The sequence below is a fragment of the Streptococcus sp. 1171_SSPC genome, from assembly GCF_001069335.1.
Taxonomy (GTDB): domain Bacteria; phylum Bacillota; class Bacilli; order Lactobacillales; family Streptococcaceae; genus Streptococcus; species Streptococcus xiaochunlingii.
The window spans coordinates 106610-121748 of record NZ_JWAK01000032.1 but is presented as its reverse complement, the minus strand read 5'-3'; the positions used below and the strand labels follow the sequence as shown (position 1 = coordinate 121748).

At 44.7% G+C, this 15139-nt stretch carries 15 protein-coding genes and 1 tRNA gene; 1 reads left to right on the top strand and 15 read right to left on the bottom strand.

Translation table 11 applies throughout. From position 1 onward, the window contains the following. Positions 1–81: 81 nt before the first annotated feature. The 14 genes from smpB to ADF75_RS06700 all read right to left on the bottom strand — a co-directional run bounded on the left by smpB (position 82) and on the right by ADF75_RS06700 (position 12552). Entirely contained in the window at positions 82–549 is a 468-nt protein-coding gene (gene smpB, locus ADF75_RS06760; protein ID WP_048689598.1) for an SsrA-binding protein SmpB, read from the bottom strand. Beyond that, positions 512–2869 (bottom strand): ribonuclease R, encoded by a 2358-nt coding sequence (rnr, locus tag ADF75_RS06755; protein ID WP_048789585.1) that lies wholly within the window; start codon positions 2867–2869, stop codon positions 512–514. Before rnr ends, smpB begins: the two co-directional genes overlap by 38 nt. Before the next feature lie 126 nt (positions 2870–2995). Then, positions 2996–3229, bottom strand: coding sequence for a preprotein translocase subunit SecG (gene secG / locus ADF75_RS06750; protein WP_048689602.1), 234 nt, complete (start codon positions 3227–3229; stop codon positions 2996–2998). Between the two features lie 43 nt (positions 3230–3272). Further along, on the bottom strand, positions 3273–3422 hold the full coding sequence (gene rpmG / locus ADF75_RS10285; RefSeq protein WP_081453577.1) for a 50S ribosomal protein L33: 150 nt from the start codon (positions 3420–3422) through the stop codon (positions 3273–3275). Further along, the gene (locus tag ADF75_RS06745) at positions 3412–4611 is read right to left on the bottom strand and encodes a multidrug efflux MFS transporter (protein ID WP_342666692.1); all 1200 of its coding nucleotides are present in this window, start codon (positions 4609–4611) and stop codon (positions 3412–3414) included. The genes rpmG and ADF75_RS06745 overlap by 11 nt, the downstream gene beginning before the upstream one ends. Positions 4612–4627: 16 nt before the next feature. Beyond that, positions 4628–5224: a dephospho-CoA kinase gene (gene coaE / locus ADF75_RS06740; protein ID WP_048789583.1), complete on the bottom strand. Its 597-nt coding sequence runs from the start codon at positions 5222–5224 to the stop codon at positions 4628–4630. Further along, the gene (gene mutM, locus ADF75_RS06735; protein ID WP_048789582.1) at positions 5225–6049 is read right to left on the bottom strand and encodes a DNA-formamidopyrimidine glycosylase; all 825 of its coding nucleotides are present in this window, start codon (positions 6047–6049) and stop codon (positions 5225–5227) included. 46 nt (positions 6050–6095) lie between these two features. Further along, positions 6096–6995, bottom strand: coding sequence for a GTPase Era (gene era, locus ADF75_RS06730; RefSeq protein ID WP_048789581.1), 900 nt, complete (start codon positions 6993–6995; stop codon positions 6096–6098). A gap of 29 nt (positions 6996–7024) precedes the next feature. Beyond that, positions 7025–7423 (bottom strand): diacylglycerol kinase family protein, encoded by a 399-nt coding sequence (locus ADF75_RS06725; RefSeq protein WP_048789580.1) that lies wholly within the window; start codon positions 7421–7423, stop codon positions 7025–7027. Next, the gene (gene ybeY, locus ADF75_RS06720; protein WP_048689623.1) at positions 7404–7901 is read right to left on the bottom strand and encodes an rRNA maturation RNase YbeY; all 498 of its coding nucleotides are present in this window, start codon (positions 7899–7901) and stop codon (positions 7404–7406) included. The genes ADF75_RS06725 and ybeY overlap by 20 nt, the downstream gene beginning before the upstream one ends. Before the next feature lie 91 nt (positions 7902–7992). Beyond that, complete coding sequence (locus ADF75_RS06715) at positions 7993–9729, bottom strand: ABC transporter ATP-binding protein (RefSeq protein ID WP_048789579.1); 1737 nt, start codon at positions 9727–9729, stop codon at positions 7993–7995. Position 9730: 1 nt separating this feature from the next. After that, positions 9731–11455 (bottom strand): ABC transporter ATP-binding protein, encoded by a 1725-nt coding sequence (locus ADF75_RS06710; protein WP_048789578.1) that lies wholly within the window; start codon positions 11453–11455, stop codon positions 9731–9733. Between the two features lie 404 nt (positions 11456–11859). Then, positions 11860–11932 (bottom strand) — tRNA-Thr (locus tag ADF75_RS06705). A gap of 50 nt (positions 11933–11982) precedes the next feature. Further along, entirely contained in the window at positions 11983–12552 is a 570-nt protein-coding gene (locus ADF75_RS06700) for a GNAT family N-acetyltransferase (protein WP_048789577.1), read from the bottom strand. 206 nt (positions 12553–12758) lie between these two features. Here ADF75_RS06700 and ald point away from each other — a divergent pair, with 206 nt between their 5' ends. Next, positions 12759–13871 carry an alanine dehydrogenase gene (gene ald / locus ADF75_RS06695; protein WP_048789576.1) on the top strand — a complete coding sequence of 371 codons (1113 nt, stop codon included), beginning with the start codon at positions 12759–12761 and terminating at the stop codon, positions 13869–13871. 188 nt (positions 13872–14059) lie between these two features. Here the strand turns inward: ald and ADF75_RS06690 are convergent, their stop codons facing one another. Next, positions 14060–15058 (bottom strand): PhoH family protein, encoded by a 999-nt coding sequence (locus ADF75_RS06690; protein WP_185761500.1) that lies wholly within the window; start codon positions 15056–15058, stop codon positions 14060–14062. Between the last annotated feature and the right edge of the window lie 81 nt (positions 15059–15139).

Here is a 15139-nt window from a genome sequence, read left to right as displayed (position 1 = left end):
TAATGCAAGCGGTTTCAAGAAAGGGAATTTAAAAATAGGAACAGTTTTCAGCCCTTGCTTCAGCTGTTCCTATTTCTTACTTTAACGCGTATTGTATTGCTTCATGACACGAGCAATGTCACGATTTTGCTCCCGCCGTTTGATGGATTCACGTTTGTCATAATCGTGCTTCCCTTTGGCTAAGCCCAGCAAGAGCTTGGCGTAGCCATCCTTAAGGTAAACCTTAAGGGGAACTAGAGTCATCCCTGTTCCTTTAGTCTCCTGCTCCAACTTTTGAATTTGCTTCTTATGCAGCAAGAGTTTGCGACGACGCTCTGGGTCTTGGTTCCAGATATTGCCTTCCTCATAGGGAGCAATATGAACATTGCTGAGCCAGACTTCCCCATTTTTGACTTGGGCAAATCCATCCTTGAGGTTGATACGAGCTGCTCGAACACTCTTGATTTCTGTACCAGTCAGGACCATTCCTGCTTCAATGGTTTCAACAATTGTATAATCGTGGCTTGCTTTCTTATTTTGTGCGACGACCTTTCCCTCGCCCTTTGCCATGCTTAGCTCCTTTCTTAGCTACTTCCTTGTAAAAAGGTTTCTTACTCTTTTTCTTCTTGTCTTTTGAAGAATGCTTGCACTTGTTCTCTCTAAAGCCCCCTTGCTTTCGTTCTTCTTTCTTAGAAGAAGGGCGCTTAGAGTGTCCATTTCGATCTTTACGATCCGATGCTGTAGTGACTTTTTCAATCAAATCCAGCTCACTTGGGATATAAGAAAAATCAATCTCGCCAGTCATCTTATCCGCTCTTTCGACCCTGATTCGGATCTCCTGACCGACACGGAAGGTCACGCCTGATTTTTCCCCACGCAAGGTCAAATCGCGCTCGTTAAAATGATAAAAACCAGGTAAGGTGGTGATGTGGATCAAACCTTCTACGGTATTTGGCAATTCAACAAAGAGACCAAACTTGACGACACTGGACACCAAAGCATCGTACTCTTCGCCAACATAGTCCTCCATGTACTCTGCCTTCTTCATGGCTTCTACTTCCCGTTCAGCATCAATGGCGCGACGTTCCCGACTAGAGGATTGGCTAGCAATATCTGGAATGACCTGTTCAAAATGACTAGCTACTTCAGAATCTTTTCCATACTCTCGCACCATGCGGTGGACTAATAAGTCTGGATACCGGCGAATCGGACTGGTGAAGTGAGTATAGAACTCAGCTGCTAGCCCATAGTGGCCGTGGTTGTGCTCGGAATAACGCGCTTGCTGCATGGAACGAAGCAACATCATAGACAAGACATCAGCATAGGGTTCCCCTTCTACCTTCTTCATGATGTCCTGCAAGGTTTCCTGACTCATGGAACTAGCTGTCCCATAAATTGGAAGGCCAAAACTAGAGGCATAATCGATAAACTTTTGCACCTTCTCTGCTTTGGGTTCTTCGTGAATCCGGTAAATAAAGGGAAGTTTTCGTTTGGCAAAATGCTCTGCTACTGTCTCATTGGCGATCAGCATGAAGGATTCAATCATCCGTTCTGCAACCCCACGTTGGCGCAAGACGATGTCTACTGGTTTTCCTTGAGGATTGACCAGGATTTTAGCTTCGCTGGTATCAAAGTTCAGGGCTCCTCGTTTTTCCCGCATTCCTTCTAAGATTTGATGAAGACCAACCATGGCTTCGATACTTGGCACAATGGCTTGGTATTCCTCACGCTTCTCCTGGTCTCCAGCAATGATCTCATTGACATCGCTATAGGTCATCCGGAAAGTCGTTTTAATGACCGTTTGGGTGATCTGGTAGCGAAGTACCCGACCACGCTGGTCGATCTCCATAATGGCTGACTGGGTCAAGCGATCCACTTGAGGGTTTAAGGAACAAATCCCGTTTGATAGACGCTCAGGTAACATGGGCACGACCCGGTCTGTCACATAGACAGAGGTCGCGCGGTTGAGGGCTTCCTTGTCCAAGGCAGAACCTTCGGTTACATAATAAGAGACATCGGCTATGTGAACGCCAAGCTCAAAATTCCCACCTTCCAAGCGCTTGATGTGAACCGCATCATCCAAGTCCTTGGCATCGGCACCATCAATGGTAAAGATGATTTCATCTCGAAGGTCCAAACGTCCCTCCATATCCTTCTCACCAGGCTGGTCTGGGATACTTTCTGCTTCTTTGAGGACTGCTTCTGGAAATTCTGAGACGATATCCATAGATTCTAAAACTTCCAAGACATCAATCCCAGGATCTGTCACATGCCCAACCACATCTTGTACTGAGGCTACAAAGTAGTTGTGTTTTCGACTCGGATACTGTTCAATAGCTACCTTGAGAACTTCCGTTCCCTCTAATTGTAGGGCAGGTTTTTTCACGTAGATGTGTTGGCTAATCTTTTGATTCTTTGAAAGGATGTAGCCTGCATATTTGGGTTTTTCCTCATCCAAAACGATTTGGCCGACGACTGTTTGGAGGCTATGCTCCAAGACATCAATGATTTTCCCCTCTGCCGCTGTCCCCTTTTGCCGATCGGCGACCTTGGTGATTACAACCTCAACTGTATCCCCATCAATGGCATGGTTGACATCATTTCGTCCAATAAAAAGGTCCTCTTCTTCCCCCTCTAAGCTGACAAATCCAAAGCCACTCTTATGAGCATGGAAAATCCCTTTCACAGTAATGACGCCTTTTGGCTTGGCATCAAGGAGACTTAAAAAACCATTTTCTTCAAAGGTTAGTTGACGACGTCGCTCCATCAGCGAAATGGTCTTAATCAGTTCACGAAAACCTTTGGCGTCAGTACTCCCAATGGCTTGAGCCAATTGATCAACCTGAGCTTTTCCCTCCTGTTTTAAATAATCAATAATTTTACTTTTCATATCTTGTGCTGGTCACCCAGCCTCCTTTATTTTCTTTCTTTCAGAGAGATTTCTTTACAAGTGACAAACTCCCTATCAAACGACCCATAGATGAAAAAATAGGCAAAGACAATGTCTAAGCCTATCTTATTTACTGGATAATACCATTAGAATCATCGCAATCAGTAACCAAAGGAAAATCATGACTCCTGTTAAACGTTGCATGACTGCTTCGAATCCACGAGCTTTTGAACGTTCGAATAAGTCATTTGAGCTTGCATCGAATACGTTGCTAGATTGATTTTTAGTTGGTTGCATGAAGATAGCAATAACAATTAATACAGATAGTACCAATAAAATAGTAATCAACGGTTTAGTCATAATTAAAAAACTCCTTAAAATCTTATCTATTTTACCATAAAAATCATTTTGTTTCAAGATGTAATGTCACTTTTCTCTCTTTGGGACAATACTTCAAAACTTCAATTTTTTCAGGGTGTGTCTTCATATTTTTACTTGTCAAATAATTCTGACTACCACAGCTCGTGCAGGTTAGTTGTACTTTAATGCGCACTGATTTCTCTCACTTTCAAATACTTTCTAAAGATGAATAAAAGGAAGGCCAAATCTATAAAGGCTAGGATAGCAGTCCCATAGAATACCCAATGGTAATTGACATGCATGGCAATACTAGAGCCCATCATGGGACCAAGAACTCCCCCAACATAAAAGAAGAGCTGATTGTAACTAAAAATCCGAGAAATTCCTTCCTTGGGAGTCATGCGGTTTAAGAGAGCCGTCACTCCGGGCATTAAGGCTCCTGTCCCAATTCCAAATAGGAAGCGAAGAAGGCCTAATTGAAAAGGGGTCTGAGCAAGGGCACAGAAGATATAGAGGATGCCACTATAGAGAAGAGCTAAAAGTAAGAGGCGATGGTTGCCAATTTTATCTCCGAGCTTTCCCATCCATCCCGATGTCAGGATACTGGAAATCCCCATCGCTGATACGATCAGTCCAGATACAAAAATAACATTGTCGCTCTGGCCAAGTTCTCTCACATAGAGTGGAAGAATGGGAGAAATGGACTGCCCTATCATCTGAATGGTCATACTGGTCAAAAAGAGGCCCAGTAAAATGTCCTTATGCTGGATAGAAGTCAATAAATCCCAGCTTGAAAGGTGCTCCTCCTTCGATATTTGTTGGTAGTCTTCCTCAATGCCCCACCAAGTCAGGACAGAGACGAGAAAGAGGAAAAAACCAACGAGGAGAAAGACATTCCGCATACCAAATTGCTCTGCAATCAATCCTCCCAACAAGGGGCCCATCAAGGTACCGGCAACAGTTCCCGTCGATAAGGTTCCTAGAGCGTATCCAGATTGATTCTTTGGCACCTGACTAGCAATGAGAGCCGTGCTGTTAGGGACAAAGCCTGAGAAGACACCATTTAATAAGCGTAGGAGCAACAACCAAAAGACGGAGGGGACAAAAGCAATTCCTCCCATGGTCAAGGTCATGGCAATCGAGGCTCTCAACATCATGGGTTTCCGACCATAACGGTCTGCCAGACTCCCCCAGATTGGGGCCATTAGAGCAGAAGTCAAAGAGGAGGAGGCGACTGCAATCCCAGCATAAAAAGGAACTGCCGGACCTTTTACCCCCAACTCCTCCACAAAAAGAGCCATAAAAGGGACCACCAATGAAAGACTGGCACCTACGAAAAAGCAGCCAATCCAGGCAATAAAAAGATTTTTACGCCAATTGATTTCCAGTGAAATAGGATCATCTTCTTTCTATTTGTTCTATAGCCCGATAGATTTCCTGATAGAGGTGATCACGCTGGCTATTGTTATCGATCACGAGATCGACAAGAGCTTTTTTCTCATCTAGAGGCATCTGGGCTACCAAACGATCGCGCGCCTGGACCTCTGTTAAGGCATTGCGCTCCATCAAACGTTCTAACTGAGTATCTTCCGTCACATATACCAGCCAGACTTGGTCAAACCAGTCCAGATATCCCTGCTCGATTAACAAGGGGATATCCATGAAAAAGATGTCTTCTGTTGCAGCTAGTCGGTCCCTTTCTCGCGCCAGAGCTTTGCGGATGATCTCCCCTTGTACTTGGTTGGACCAGGCAATCTCTTTCTGGCTTGAAAAGATTCGTTGAGCCAGAGCAGGACGATTCAAGTCCCCAGTATCTAGGAGGATGTCCCTTCCAAAATGATCTACCAAAGCTTGATAGAGTTCTCCACCTGGTGCCTGCAAGTCATGGACCACTCGATCAGCATCAATGACAGGATAGCCTTTTTCTTTCAAATAAGAGGTAACAGTGGACTTTCCTGAAGCAATCCCTCCTGTTAATCCGATGATTCTTGCCATCTAGTTCTCCTTTTGGCAGTGAGGGCAAAAATGGGTTCCACGTCCCCCCAGCTGAATTTTTTCAATCGGTGTTCCGCAGCGCAAACAAGGTTGACCTGTTTTCCCATAGACCTGGTGTTCTTCCTGCATGGTGCCATCCTCGCCAAAAGCATTGCTGTAGGAGCGAATGGTGGAGCCCCCCTTTTCAACAGCCTGAGCAAGTACAGCAATCGTTTCTTTGCGGATGGCTTTGGCTTCTGTAGCAGTCAAGCTTTGCCCCAAGCGGGCTGGATGAACCTTGGCTCGATAAAGGACCTCATCTACATAAATATTGCCCAGACCAGCCACTAATTTTTGGTCCAAAAGGGCTGACTTAATGGGTTTCTTTGATTTTTTAAGAGCTGCTTGGAAGGCTGGGGCTTTAAAATCCGCTTCTGTCGGCTCAGGACCAATTTTTTTCGCCAAAAAATAGCTATCGACAAGCTCAGGCACTAGGACTTCCATGGTCCCAAACTTGCGAACATCTTCATAGACCAGGGTGCTGCCATCCGTAAAACAAAAGAAGACATGGGCGTGCTTGCGAGGAGGGACCTCGTCTGGATAAAAGAAATACTTACCTTCCATCCGCAAATGCGAGATGAGAACCAGATCCGTCAGATAAAACAAGAGGTATTTCCCACGACGCCCCAGGGCCCGAATTTCTTGACCTGGGAGATCTTGACGAAAAGCATCCAGATCCGTCTGAATCATCTTTGGATACTTTACTTCCACTGACTGGATGGTCTTCCCAAGAATTAATTTCTCAAGACCTCGTCGAACGGTCTCTACTTCTGGTAATTCAGGCATAGTACTCCTTTCAAAAACAAGAAGCAGGCCATCTGCCCACCTCTTCTTAATATTCTTTTTCGTTGTATCCGAAATCAGCAAGATCCAATTTCTTATCCCGCCAATTTTTCTTGACTTTAACCCAGGTTTCTAGGAAGACCTTGTCCCCTAGCATGAGCTCAATATCCTTACGCGCAAGGGTTCCGATCTTCTTGAGCATGGCACCGCCTTTTCCGATGACAATGCCTTTTTGGCTATCGCGCTCGACCATGATGGTTGCTCGGATATGGACCTTATCTGTCTCTTCATCCCGCTTCATAGAATCCACCACTACGGCAACAGAGTGGGGAATTTCTTCTCGCGTCAAGTGCAAGACCTTCTCGCGGATCATTTCAGAGACCAAGAAGCGCTCTGGGTGATCCGTAATTTGATCAGCAGGGAAATATTGGAAACCTTCTTCTAAGTTTTCGCTCAAAATATCAATCAAACGCGAAACATTGTTTCCTTGAAGGGCTGAAATCGGCACGATTTCCTTGAACTCCATCTGACTACGGAAGTCATCGATTTGCGCCAAGAGTTGATCTGGGTGAACCTTGTCAATTTTATTCACCACCAAAATCACAGGCACCTTAGCAGCCTTGAGGCGTTCGATGATCATGTCATCACCTTTCCCACGTGGCTCGTCTGCTGGCACCATAAAGAGAACGGTATCCACTTCTCGAAGGGTGCTATAGGCCGACTCTACCATGAAGTCTCCAAGCGCTGTCTTGGGTTTGTGAATCCCTGGGGTATCGATAAAGACGATCTGTTCCTTATCGGTCGTGTAGATTCCCATAATCTTGTTGCGCGTTGTCTGCGCTTTATCACTCATGATGGCAATTTTTTGCCCCATGACGTGGTTCAAAAAAGTTGACTTCCCGACATTGGGACGTCCTAAAATGGCTACAAAGCCTGATTTAAATGTCATAGTTTCCTTTCATGAGGGAAGTCTCCCTCTTATCCAAATACTAGAGCCCACAACTTGGGCACAAATATAATAAGACCTGTCACCAAGGCAAAGCCCGAAATAACGAGAACCGCTCCTGCCGCCATATCTTTGGCATTCTTTGCCAGCATGGAGAAATGGTAATCGCTCGCCAAATCCACTACATTTTCAAGAGCAGAATTCATGATTTCAAAGGCAATGACCAAAGAAACACTTAAGAGTAGAAAGAGCCACTCTGTTGCTGAAATGCCAAAAAGGAAGCCTGCAACAATCGCTAAGATAGCTGAAAGTGCATGCTTACGCATATTTCGTTCCTCTTTAAAGGCTGTGAAAATCCCTGTTAAAGCAAATTCAAGACTGGCAATCAGTTCTCGATTTTTCCATTTTCGTTTATTGTCTTGTGAGTCCATAGGCTGTCAAAATCTCTTCCTGTAAGCCAAACATTTCCTTCTCTTCTTCCGGAGTATAGTGATCATAACCGTTGATATGAAGGAAGCCATGCACTGCTAAAAAGCCCATCTCGCGCTCAAAGCTATGACCATACTCAGCCGCTTGCTCACGCGCCTTGTCTACAGAAATAAAGAGCTCTCCAATATAGGTATCAAACTCTGCCATCATTTCTGCCAATTCTGGATGGTCTTCTAAATCTTCTTCTGAAAAAGCAATATCCATCTCTGGTTTGTATTCCAGACTGATCACATCCGTTGGGCGATCCGTATCCCGGTATTCCAAGTTCAATTCATGGCTACGTTCGTTGGTTACAAAGGTCACTGCCATTTCCTTGTCTTCTTTGCCCAATTTTTTTGCAGCAAATTCTAAAATTTCCTGGGTTTGTTTGATCATTTCTTCAGAGACTTGACCGGTCTCATCAACCATTTCAATATACATCTTGGATCACCTCACTATCATTTCAATTATAGCATAAAAATAGCGTATATACTAGAATACACGCTACTTTTACTATTTGAAGAATGCCCTTTTATTCAACCGTCTGTTGGATAGCTTGCATCTGGGCATAAATGCCACCATGGGCAATCAAGTCTGCATGTTGGCCCCGTTCGACAATGCGTCCTTCTGATAGAACCAAGATCTGATCCGCATCTTGAATGGTCGATAAGCGGTGGGCAATGATAAAGGTCGTCCGGCCCTTTTGCAGGACTGCCATAGCCTTCTGAATAATCTCCTCTGTCTCCGTATCAATGTGAGAGGTCGCTTCATCCAGAATCAAAATTTTCGGATTCATGTAAAGGGTCCGCGCAAAGGAAATCAATTGACGCTCCCCACTTGAGAAGGCAGATCCCTTTTCAACCACTGGATGGTCAATTCCCTTTTCTAATCTCTGGATCATAGGCAGGGCACCGACCTGTTTTAGAGCATCCAAGACGCGATCAAGGTCGATATCTGTTTGACTCATGGCCACATTGCTAGCAATGGTCCCTGAGAACAGATAGGGATCCTGTAAGACAATTCCCATATGGGAGCGAAGACTCTCTCTAGAGAAATGGCGAATATTCTGGCCGTCGATCCGGATTTCCCCCTCCTGCGGATCATAGAAACGATAGAGCAAGTTCATAATGGAGGATTTACCCGAACCGGTATGGCCAACCAAGGCAAGGGTTTGACCCGGATGAGCTTGGATGGAAATGTCCTTCAGAACTGGCTTGCCTTCTTCATAGGCAAAAGTGACCTGATCAAACTCCACAGCCGCCCGATCTATTTGGATCTCTTCGGTTGCATCTGCCTCTTCCTTTTCATCTAGGAAAGTCAAGACCCGCTCCCCTGTTTCCAGAGAGCGCCGGATATCTGGAAGACGGCGGATCAAATTGGCCATGAGATCAAAAAGCTGAATAACATAATTGAGATTGATAAATAAGAAACCTGCAGTCATCCCCAAATCTCCCCCAAGATAGGATAGGCCTGCAATAGTTAAAATTCCTGCAATGACGATGTATTTCAAGAATTCTGTCAGGCTCCAAGAGGCAATGGAGTCTGCTAGAACCAAACGATCATAGGCCACAGTCATCTTGTCTGTCGTCTGATCAAACTCATCAATCACGCGCTGTTCTTGTCCGTAAAGTTGGATCATACTCGCTCCATGAAGCAGTTCATTAACCTGGGTATTGATCTCACTTCTGGAATCAAAGAAGTCCTTCATGGGCTTGTCCGTCATACGCTTATACAAGGCCTGAATCCCGTAAAAGATAGGGAACATCAAACATAAGAGGAGACCCATCATGGGATTGATAGTAAAGAGAACTCCCATGATAAAGAAGAAACGCATCAAATGAATCACCAAATACATGCAGGAATTGTAAAATTGAGTCCGTAAGGTCTCTGTATCATTAACAATTCGTGTAGCAATTTTCCCTGCTGGCTTGTCATCAAAGTAGGAAATCGGTAGTTGTTGCATCACAAGGAAGGCTTGATCGCGTAGCTGTGCAGTTACCTTATTGCCTCCATGGATCAAAACCCGATTGCCTATATAACTGACAATCTGACCCACAGCCAAAACAATCAGATAGAGGACACCCATAGGATAGAGTGCTCCTAACTCTCCTCCCTGACTCAAGGCTGTCAAGGGACCATCAATCATTTTTTGCAGAATAAACGGCGATAGATCTGACAAAATCGTTGCCAGCAAAAGACAGATGAAACCTAGCCCAAAAATACCAGGAAAAAGGGATAGTTTTTGTAAGAGTCGTTTTAAAATACCCATCTTATTCTCCTTCCTGTCTTTGTTGCCGTTGGTATTGTTCGTAATACCAACCCTCTTGAGCTAGTAAATCACTAGCTGTTCCTTCTTCTACAATCCGTCCTTGATCTAACACAAGGATCCAATCTGCCTGATGGACAGCTGAGAGACGGTGAGAGACTATCAAGGTTGTCTTTCCTTGTCGCTCTCTTTGAATGGTCTCAATAATGGCCTGTTCCGTCTTGGCATCCACTGCGGATAAAGAATCATCCAAGAGGAGCAACTGGGCATCACGTAAAAAGGCGCGTGCCAAGGAAATCCGCTGCTTCTGTCCTCCCGATACAGATACTCCCTTTTCTCCGATCAAAGTGTCCAGACCATCCGACATCCGTTCCAAATCATCTGCGAAGGCTGCCTGAGCGATAGCATCCATGATTTCCTCTTGACTAGCTCCCTTCTTACCAAGGGAAATATTTTCTAAAATAGACTTCGAAAATAAGATGTGTTCCTGAGAGACGTAACCGATTTTTTCCTCAATAGAGCGTCTCACATAGTGTGTAACGGACTCCCCATTAATGGTAAACGTCCCTTGCCCAAGTGGGTATTGACGTAAAAATTGACGGACCAAACTTGTCTTTCCTGCTCCTGTTCGACCCACAATCCCAATGGTTTGCCCTTTATTGAACTGCAAAGAAATCTGCGAAAGACTCTCCTTCTCCGCCATCGGATAGGTAAAAGAATAGTTTTCGAAAACTACCTCATTCAGTTCCTCTAGCCAATCATCTCCATCTCTTTCCAAGTCATCATCCTCTTCGACCAATTCTGACAACTTTTTGTGGGATGTCTTGGCTGTTTGATAGACAAGGATGAAGTCTGCTAGCATCCACATCGGCTCAATCAAGGCCACTAGATACAATTCTAGACCTAGCAGTTGACCCAAGCTAATCTGTCCAGTCTTCAAGAAGTGACCCCCACAGACCAAAAGCAGGACGGTTGAAACCCCGATAAAGCAGAGGGCAAAAGGACCAAAGGCATTTTGAATAGAGGCAATCTTATCCCCCGTCTTGGCCAAACTTTCTGTCCGCTCTTGAAATTGTCGCACCTGACGCTCCTTGCGGCTATAGGCCCGCATGACCCGAATCCCTTCGATGGATTCTAGGACCTCATCATTCAAGTTAGCCACGGCATCACGGTTTTCATCCACATAGATCTCTTCCTTTTTCCCCAGGAGATAGGTTGATAAAACCAGAAAACTCATAGGAATAAAGGAAATTAAACTCAACTGCCAGGAAATCAAGAACATGGCTGGAATGATAAAAAGGAACAAGCCTCCCCCGTAAAGGACAATCAGCATCCCATAGCCGACCATCCCCATCATCCCGTCTACATCCGTGGTAAAACGAGTCAGGAGATCCCCTGAGCGAAACTTTTCATAAAATGGCCGTCTCATAACTACGAGCTTACGAAAAGCTTGCCCCTGTAGCCTAGCCTTGTAATGGACCGAAGCTTGAAACAACTTCAGATGCCAGTAGTAAGCAGAAATGTAATTTAAAAAAGTAGCTCCCAACAAGAGAGCAATATCTCTCGTAAAACTTGCCTGAGTCAAGGTCTGCTTGCTCAGCTGGTCGACTAGTCGTTGAATGACCTGTGTCGGTATTAAAATTGTATAATCATAAATTACTAGGACCACAGCAATGCTGAGATACAGCCACTTATGCTCCCAGATGTACTTCCATAAAGCTCCTATCATCTTCTCCCCTTTCAATTTGGCACAGAAAAAACCCAAGTAGGAGCTGAGTACGTGCTCAGTCCACACTTGGGCCTTCTGATGCCTGTCACCAATTCAGTTAAGGCAGGCAAAAATGCATACAAAAAACCCAAGACAGACTCCTCCATCTTGGGTTTCATTCAATTTTTTACATAGAACTCAACTGAGATTGGAGAAGTTGTGTATTCAATTGTGTCATCAAGAATGTTACTTTGTTCATGATGGTTTTCTCCTTTCTCTTTGTTGTTCTAACTTTACCACGGATTTCTGTGCTTGTCAACGTTTTTTTGAAAATTGTTGAAAAAAGATCCATAAATAGGCACTCAATTAGAAATTAAAGCACAAAAAAGAAGCCTAGATCCTCTCTAAGCTTCTCTCTTCTTATATGCTAGTTGCCGGGATTGAACCGGCGACCTCATCCTTACCATGGATGCGCTCTACCGACTGAGCTAAACCAGCAGTACCTATCTACTATATCATGGAGATAGGCCTTTTGTCAATATCCTGACTCATTTTTCTGCCAAATATTCTTCCTTCGTGAGGACATAATGAACTCGCGTCACCATTCGCCCTTCTTCATGCAGGTCTAGCATCGCGTAGGGCTCCTCGTGAGAATATTTCATACCTGATTTGGCCATCACCCGTCCAGAAGCTGGGTTGTTCTGATCATGAACAGCAATGAGCTTGTTCATCCCTAACTGTTCAAAAGCCAAGGCAATGACTGCCTTGGTAGCCTCTGTCGCAAGACCTTGGTTCCAATAGTCTTTATTCAGAACATAGCCGATACTCCCCTTCTTCAGAGAAAGATCCAAATCCAGTAAATCAATCGTCCCGATAAATTTTCCATTTTCTTTGAGATCGATCCCCCATCTGCCAAGTGGGCTCGCTAGGTAAAAGAGGGCAATATTATTACGCGTCTCTTCTAGACTATGATTGGTTGGAAAGGTATAGCGCGTAACTGTTTCATCAGAAGCATACTCAAACATAGCCGGTGCGTCTTCAAGAGTGACCGGACGCAAGTGCAAACGCTCTGTCTCCACTTCACGATAAGCCGCTAACTTCACATATAAATTTTCCATTTGACACTCCTTCTTTAGGGATTAGTTTAGCAAATAACATAAAGGAAGGCAAGCTCAATTTTTTCTTGCTTTTTAACCCACTTTTCTATAAAATAAAAACAATCAATTAAAAGAGTTGGATAAGGAGTGAAAAGGTCATTGAGTTAGGAGAGGAATCTCACACCAATGGCCTTTTTACACCCATATCTAAGTAAGGAGAAATAATCATGTTAATCGGTATCCCAAAAGAAATTAAAAACAATGAAAATCGTGTTGGTTTGACACCTGCAGGTGTACAAAGCTTGGTGAAGAAAGGCCATCAAGTTTTGGTAGAAACAAATGCTGGACTTGGTTCTGGCTTTGGCGATGAAGATTACGCCAAACAAGGAGCGACTATCGTTGCAACTGCTGCAGAAGCTTGGGCAGCTGAATTGGTGGTCAAGGTCAAAGAACCCCTCGCTGAAGAATACGACTTCCTTCGCGAAGACCTCTTGCTCTTCACCTACTTGCACATGGCTGCCGCTCCTGAATTAGCTGATGCCATGGTGACTGCCAAGACAACTGGGGTAGCTTACGAGACTGTACGAGACCTTGAAGGACAATTGCCTCTCTTGGTGCCAATGAGTGAGGTTGCTGGACGAATGGCGGTGCAAATCGGGGCTCACTTCCTCACTAAACAAGAAGGTGGATCTGGCGTCCTCCTAGGTGGGGTACCTGGTGTTCCTAAAGGGAAAGTTACCATCATCGGTGGTGGGGTCGTTGGAACCCACGCAGCTCGGATCGCACTTGGACTCGGCGCCCAAGTGACTATCTTGGATATCAGTGCCAAACGTTTGGCTGTTCTGGAAGATGTCTTTGGTCACCAAATCCAAACCCTTATGTCCAATCCATTTAACATTGAAGCCAGTGTCCGTGATGCCGATGTTGTTATCGGGGCTGTCTTGATCCCTGGAGCTAAAGCTCCTAAATTAGTGACAGACGATATGGTCAAACAAATGCGTCCCGGTTCTGTCATCGTGGACGTAGCTGTGGACCAAGGTGGGGTTATTGAAACAGCAGACCGTGTGACAACACATACGGAGCCTGTTTACGAAAAACACGGCGTGCTCCACTATGCCGTTGCCAATATTCCAGGTGCTGTCGCTCGTACTTCTACCATCGCCCTTACCAATGTAACCCTTCCTTATGTAGAAGCTTTAGCTGACAATGGCTTCCATAAGGCCATCGCCCTCGACGAAGGCTTGCGCCAAGGTGTTACTACTTACCAAGGCCATATCACAAGCCAACCAGTTGCAGAAGGTCTAGAACGCAACTTCACACCAATTGATGAATTGGTTTAATTTCTAATATTTAAAAGGCTGGGCAAAAAGTGTCCAGCCTTCGTTGTATGATAGTAATAACTACATGACGCAGTGGTTGATTGGCATCTTTGTTCGCTTTTAAAGCTCCAAAGACGACCTAATCAACTGTGCGGGGGTGGGAAAACGAACTCTTTTTAATTAGTCTGAGTTCTTTCCCACTCCCTTTTTTATTCTGCTTCTTCTTCCACATCCAGTTTTTCTTTGAGGACTGGATTCTGAATGGGCTCATAGGCCCGGATAATTTCGGCAACTACCGGATGGCGAACGACATCCTTGGCAGAGAAATGCACAAAGTCAATTTGAGAAATATTTTTTAATTTCTCCTGAGCATCAATCAAACCGGATTTGACATTTCGAGGGAGGTCAATCTGGCTGGTATCTCCATTGACAATCATCTTAGAGTTAAAACCAAGACGGGTCAAAAACATCTTCATCTGCATGATAGTTGTATTTTGCGCTTCATCGAGAATGACGAAAGCATCGTCCAAGGTCCGCCCCCGCATATAAGCCAAGGGAGCAATCTCAATAATTTCTCGCTCCATCATCCTAGTGGTTTGGTCTTTCCCTAAAATCTGGTAAAGAGCATCGTAGACTGGTCGTAGATAAGGGTCTACTTTTTCCTTGAGATCTCCTGGAAGGAAACCAAGGCTCTCTCCTGCTTCTACAGCTGGACGGGTCAAAATGATTCGCTTGACTTGACCACGCTTGAGGGCAGTCACAGCCAAGGTCACCGCTAAGAAGGTTTTCCCTGTCCCGGCTGGTCCAATCCCGAAGGTCACATCATGGTGCTTGACACTATCGACATAAATCTTTTGCCCCAGCGTTTTGACCCGAATGGGCTTGCCGTAGCTATCCTTGATGATTTCTTCTTCATACAAGGCGACGAACTTATCCAACTCATCATTACGAACCATTTGAATAGCTGTTACGACATCCGGCGTCCCGATGGTCATACCACGATTCACCAAGATCAGCAAAGCCTCAATGACTTGTCTAGCTTTCTCACAATCTTCTTCTTGCCCAATGACCTGGACAATTTCTGTTCGTGCATGGATGATCACATCCAACTCTTGCTCCATCAAACGCAAATGACGCTCATTGGATCCAAACAGATGGAAGAGATCATCTGGATGACTTAATTGAATATCAATTGAATGTTCTTTCAAATAAAGAACCTCTCTATTTCTGTAAGTTTTCTCTATTATAACAAAGTGACCGAGAATTGACCATCCCCGGCTCACCACTAT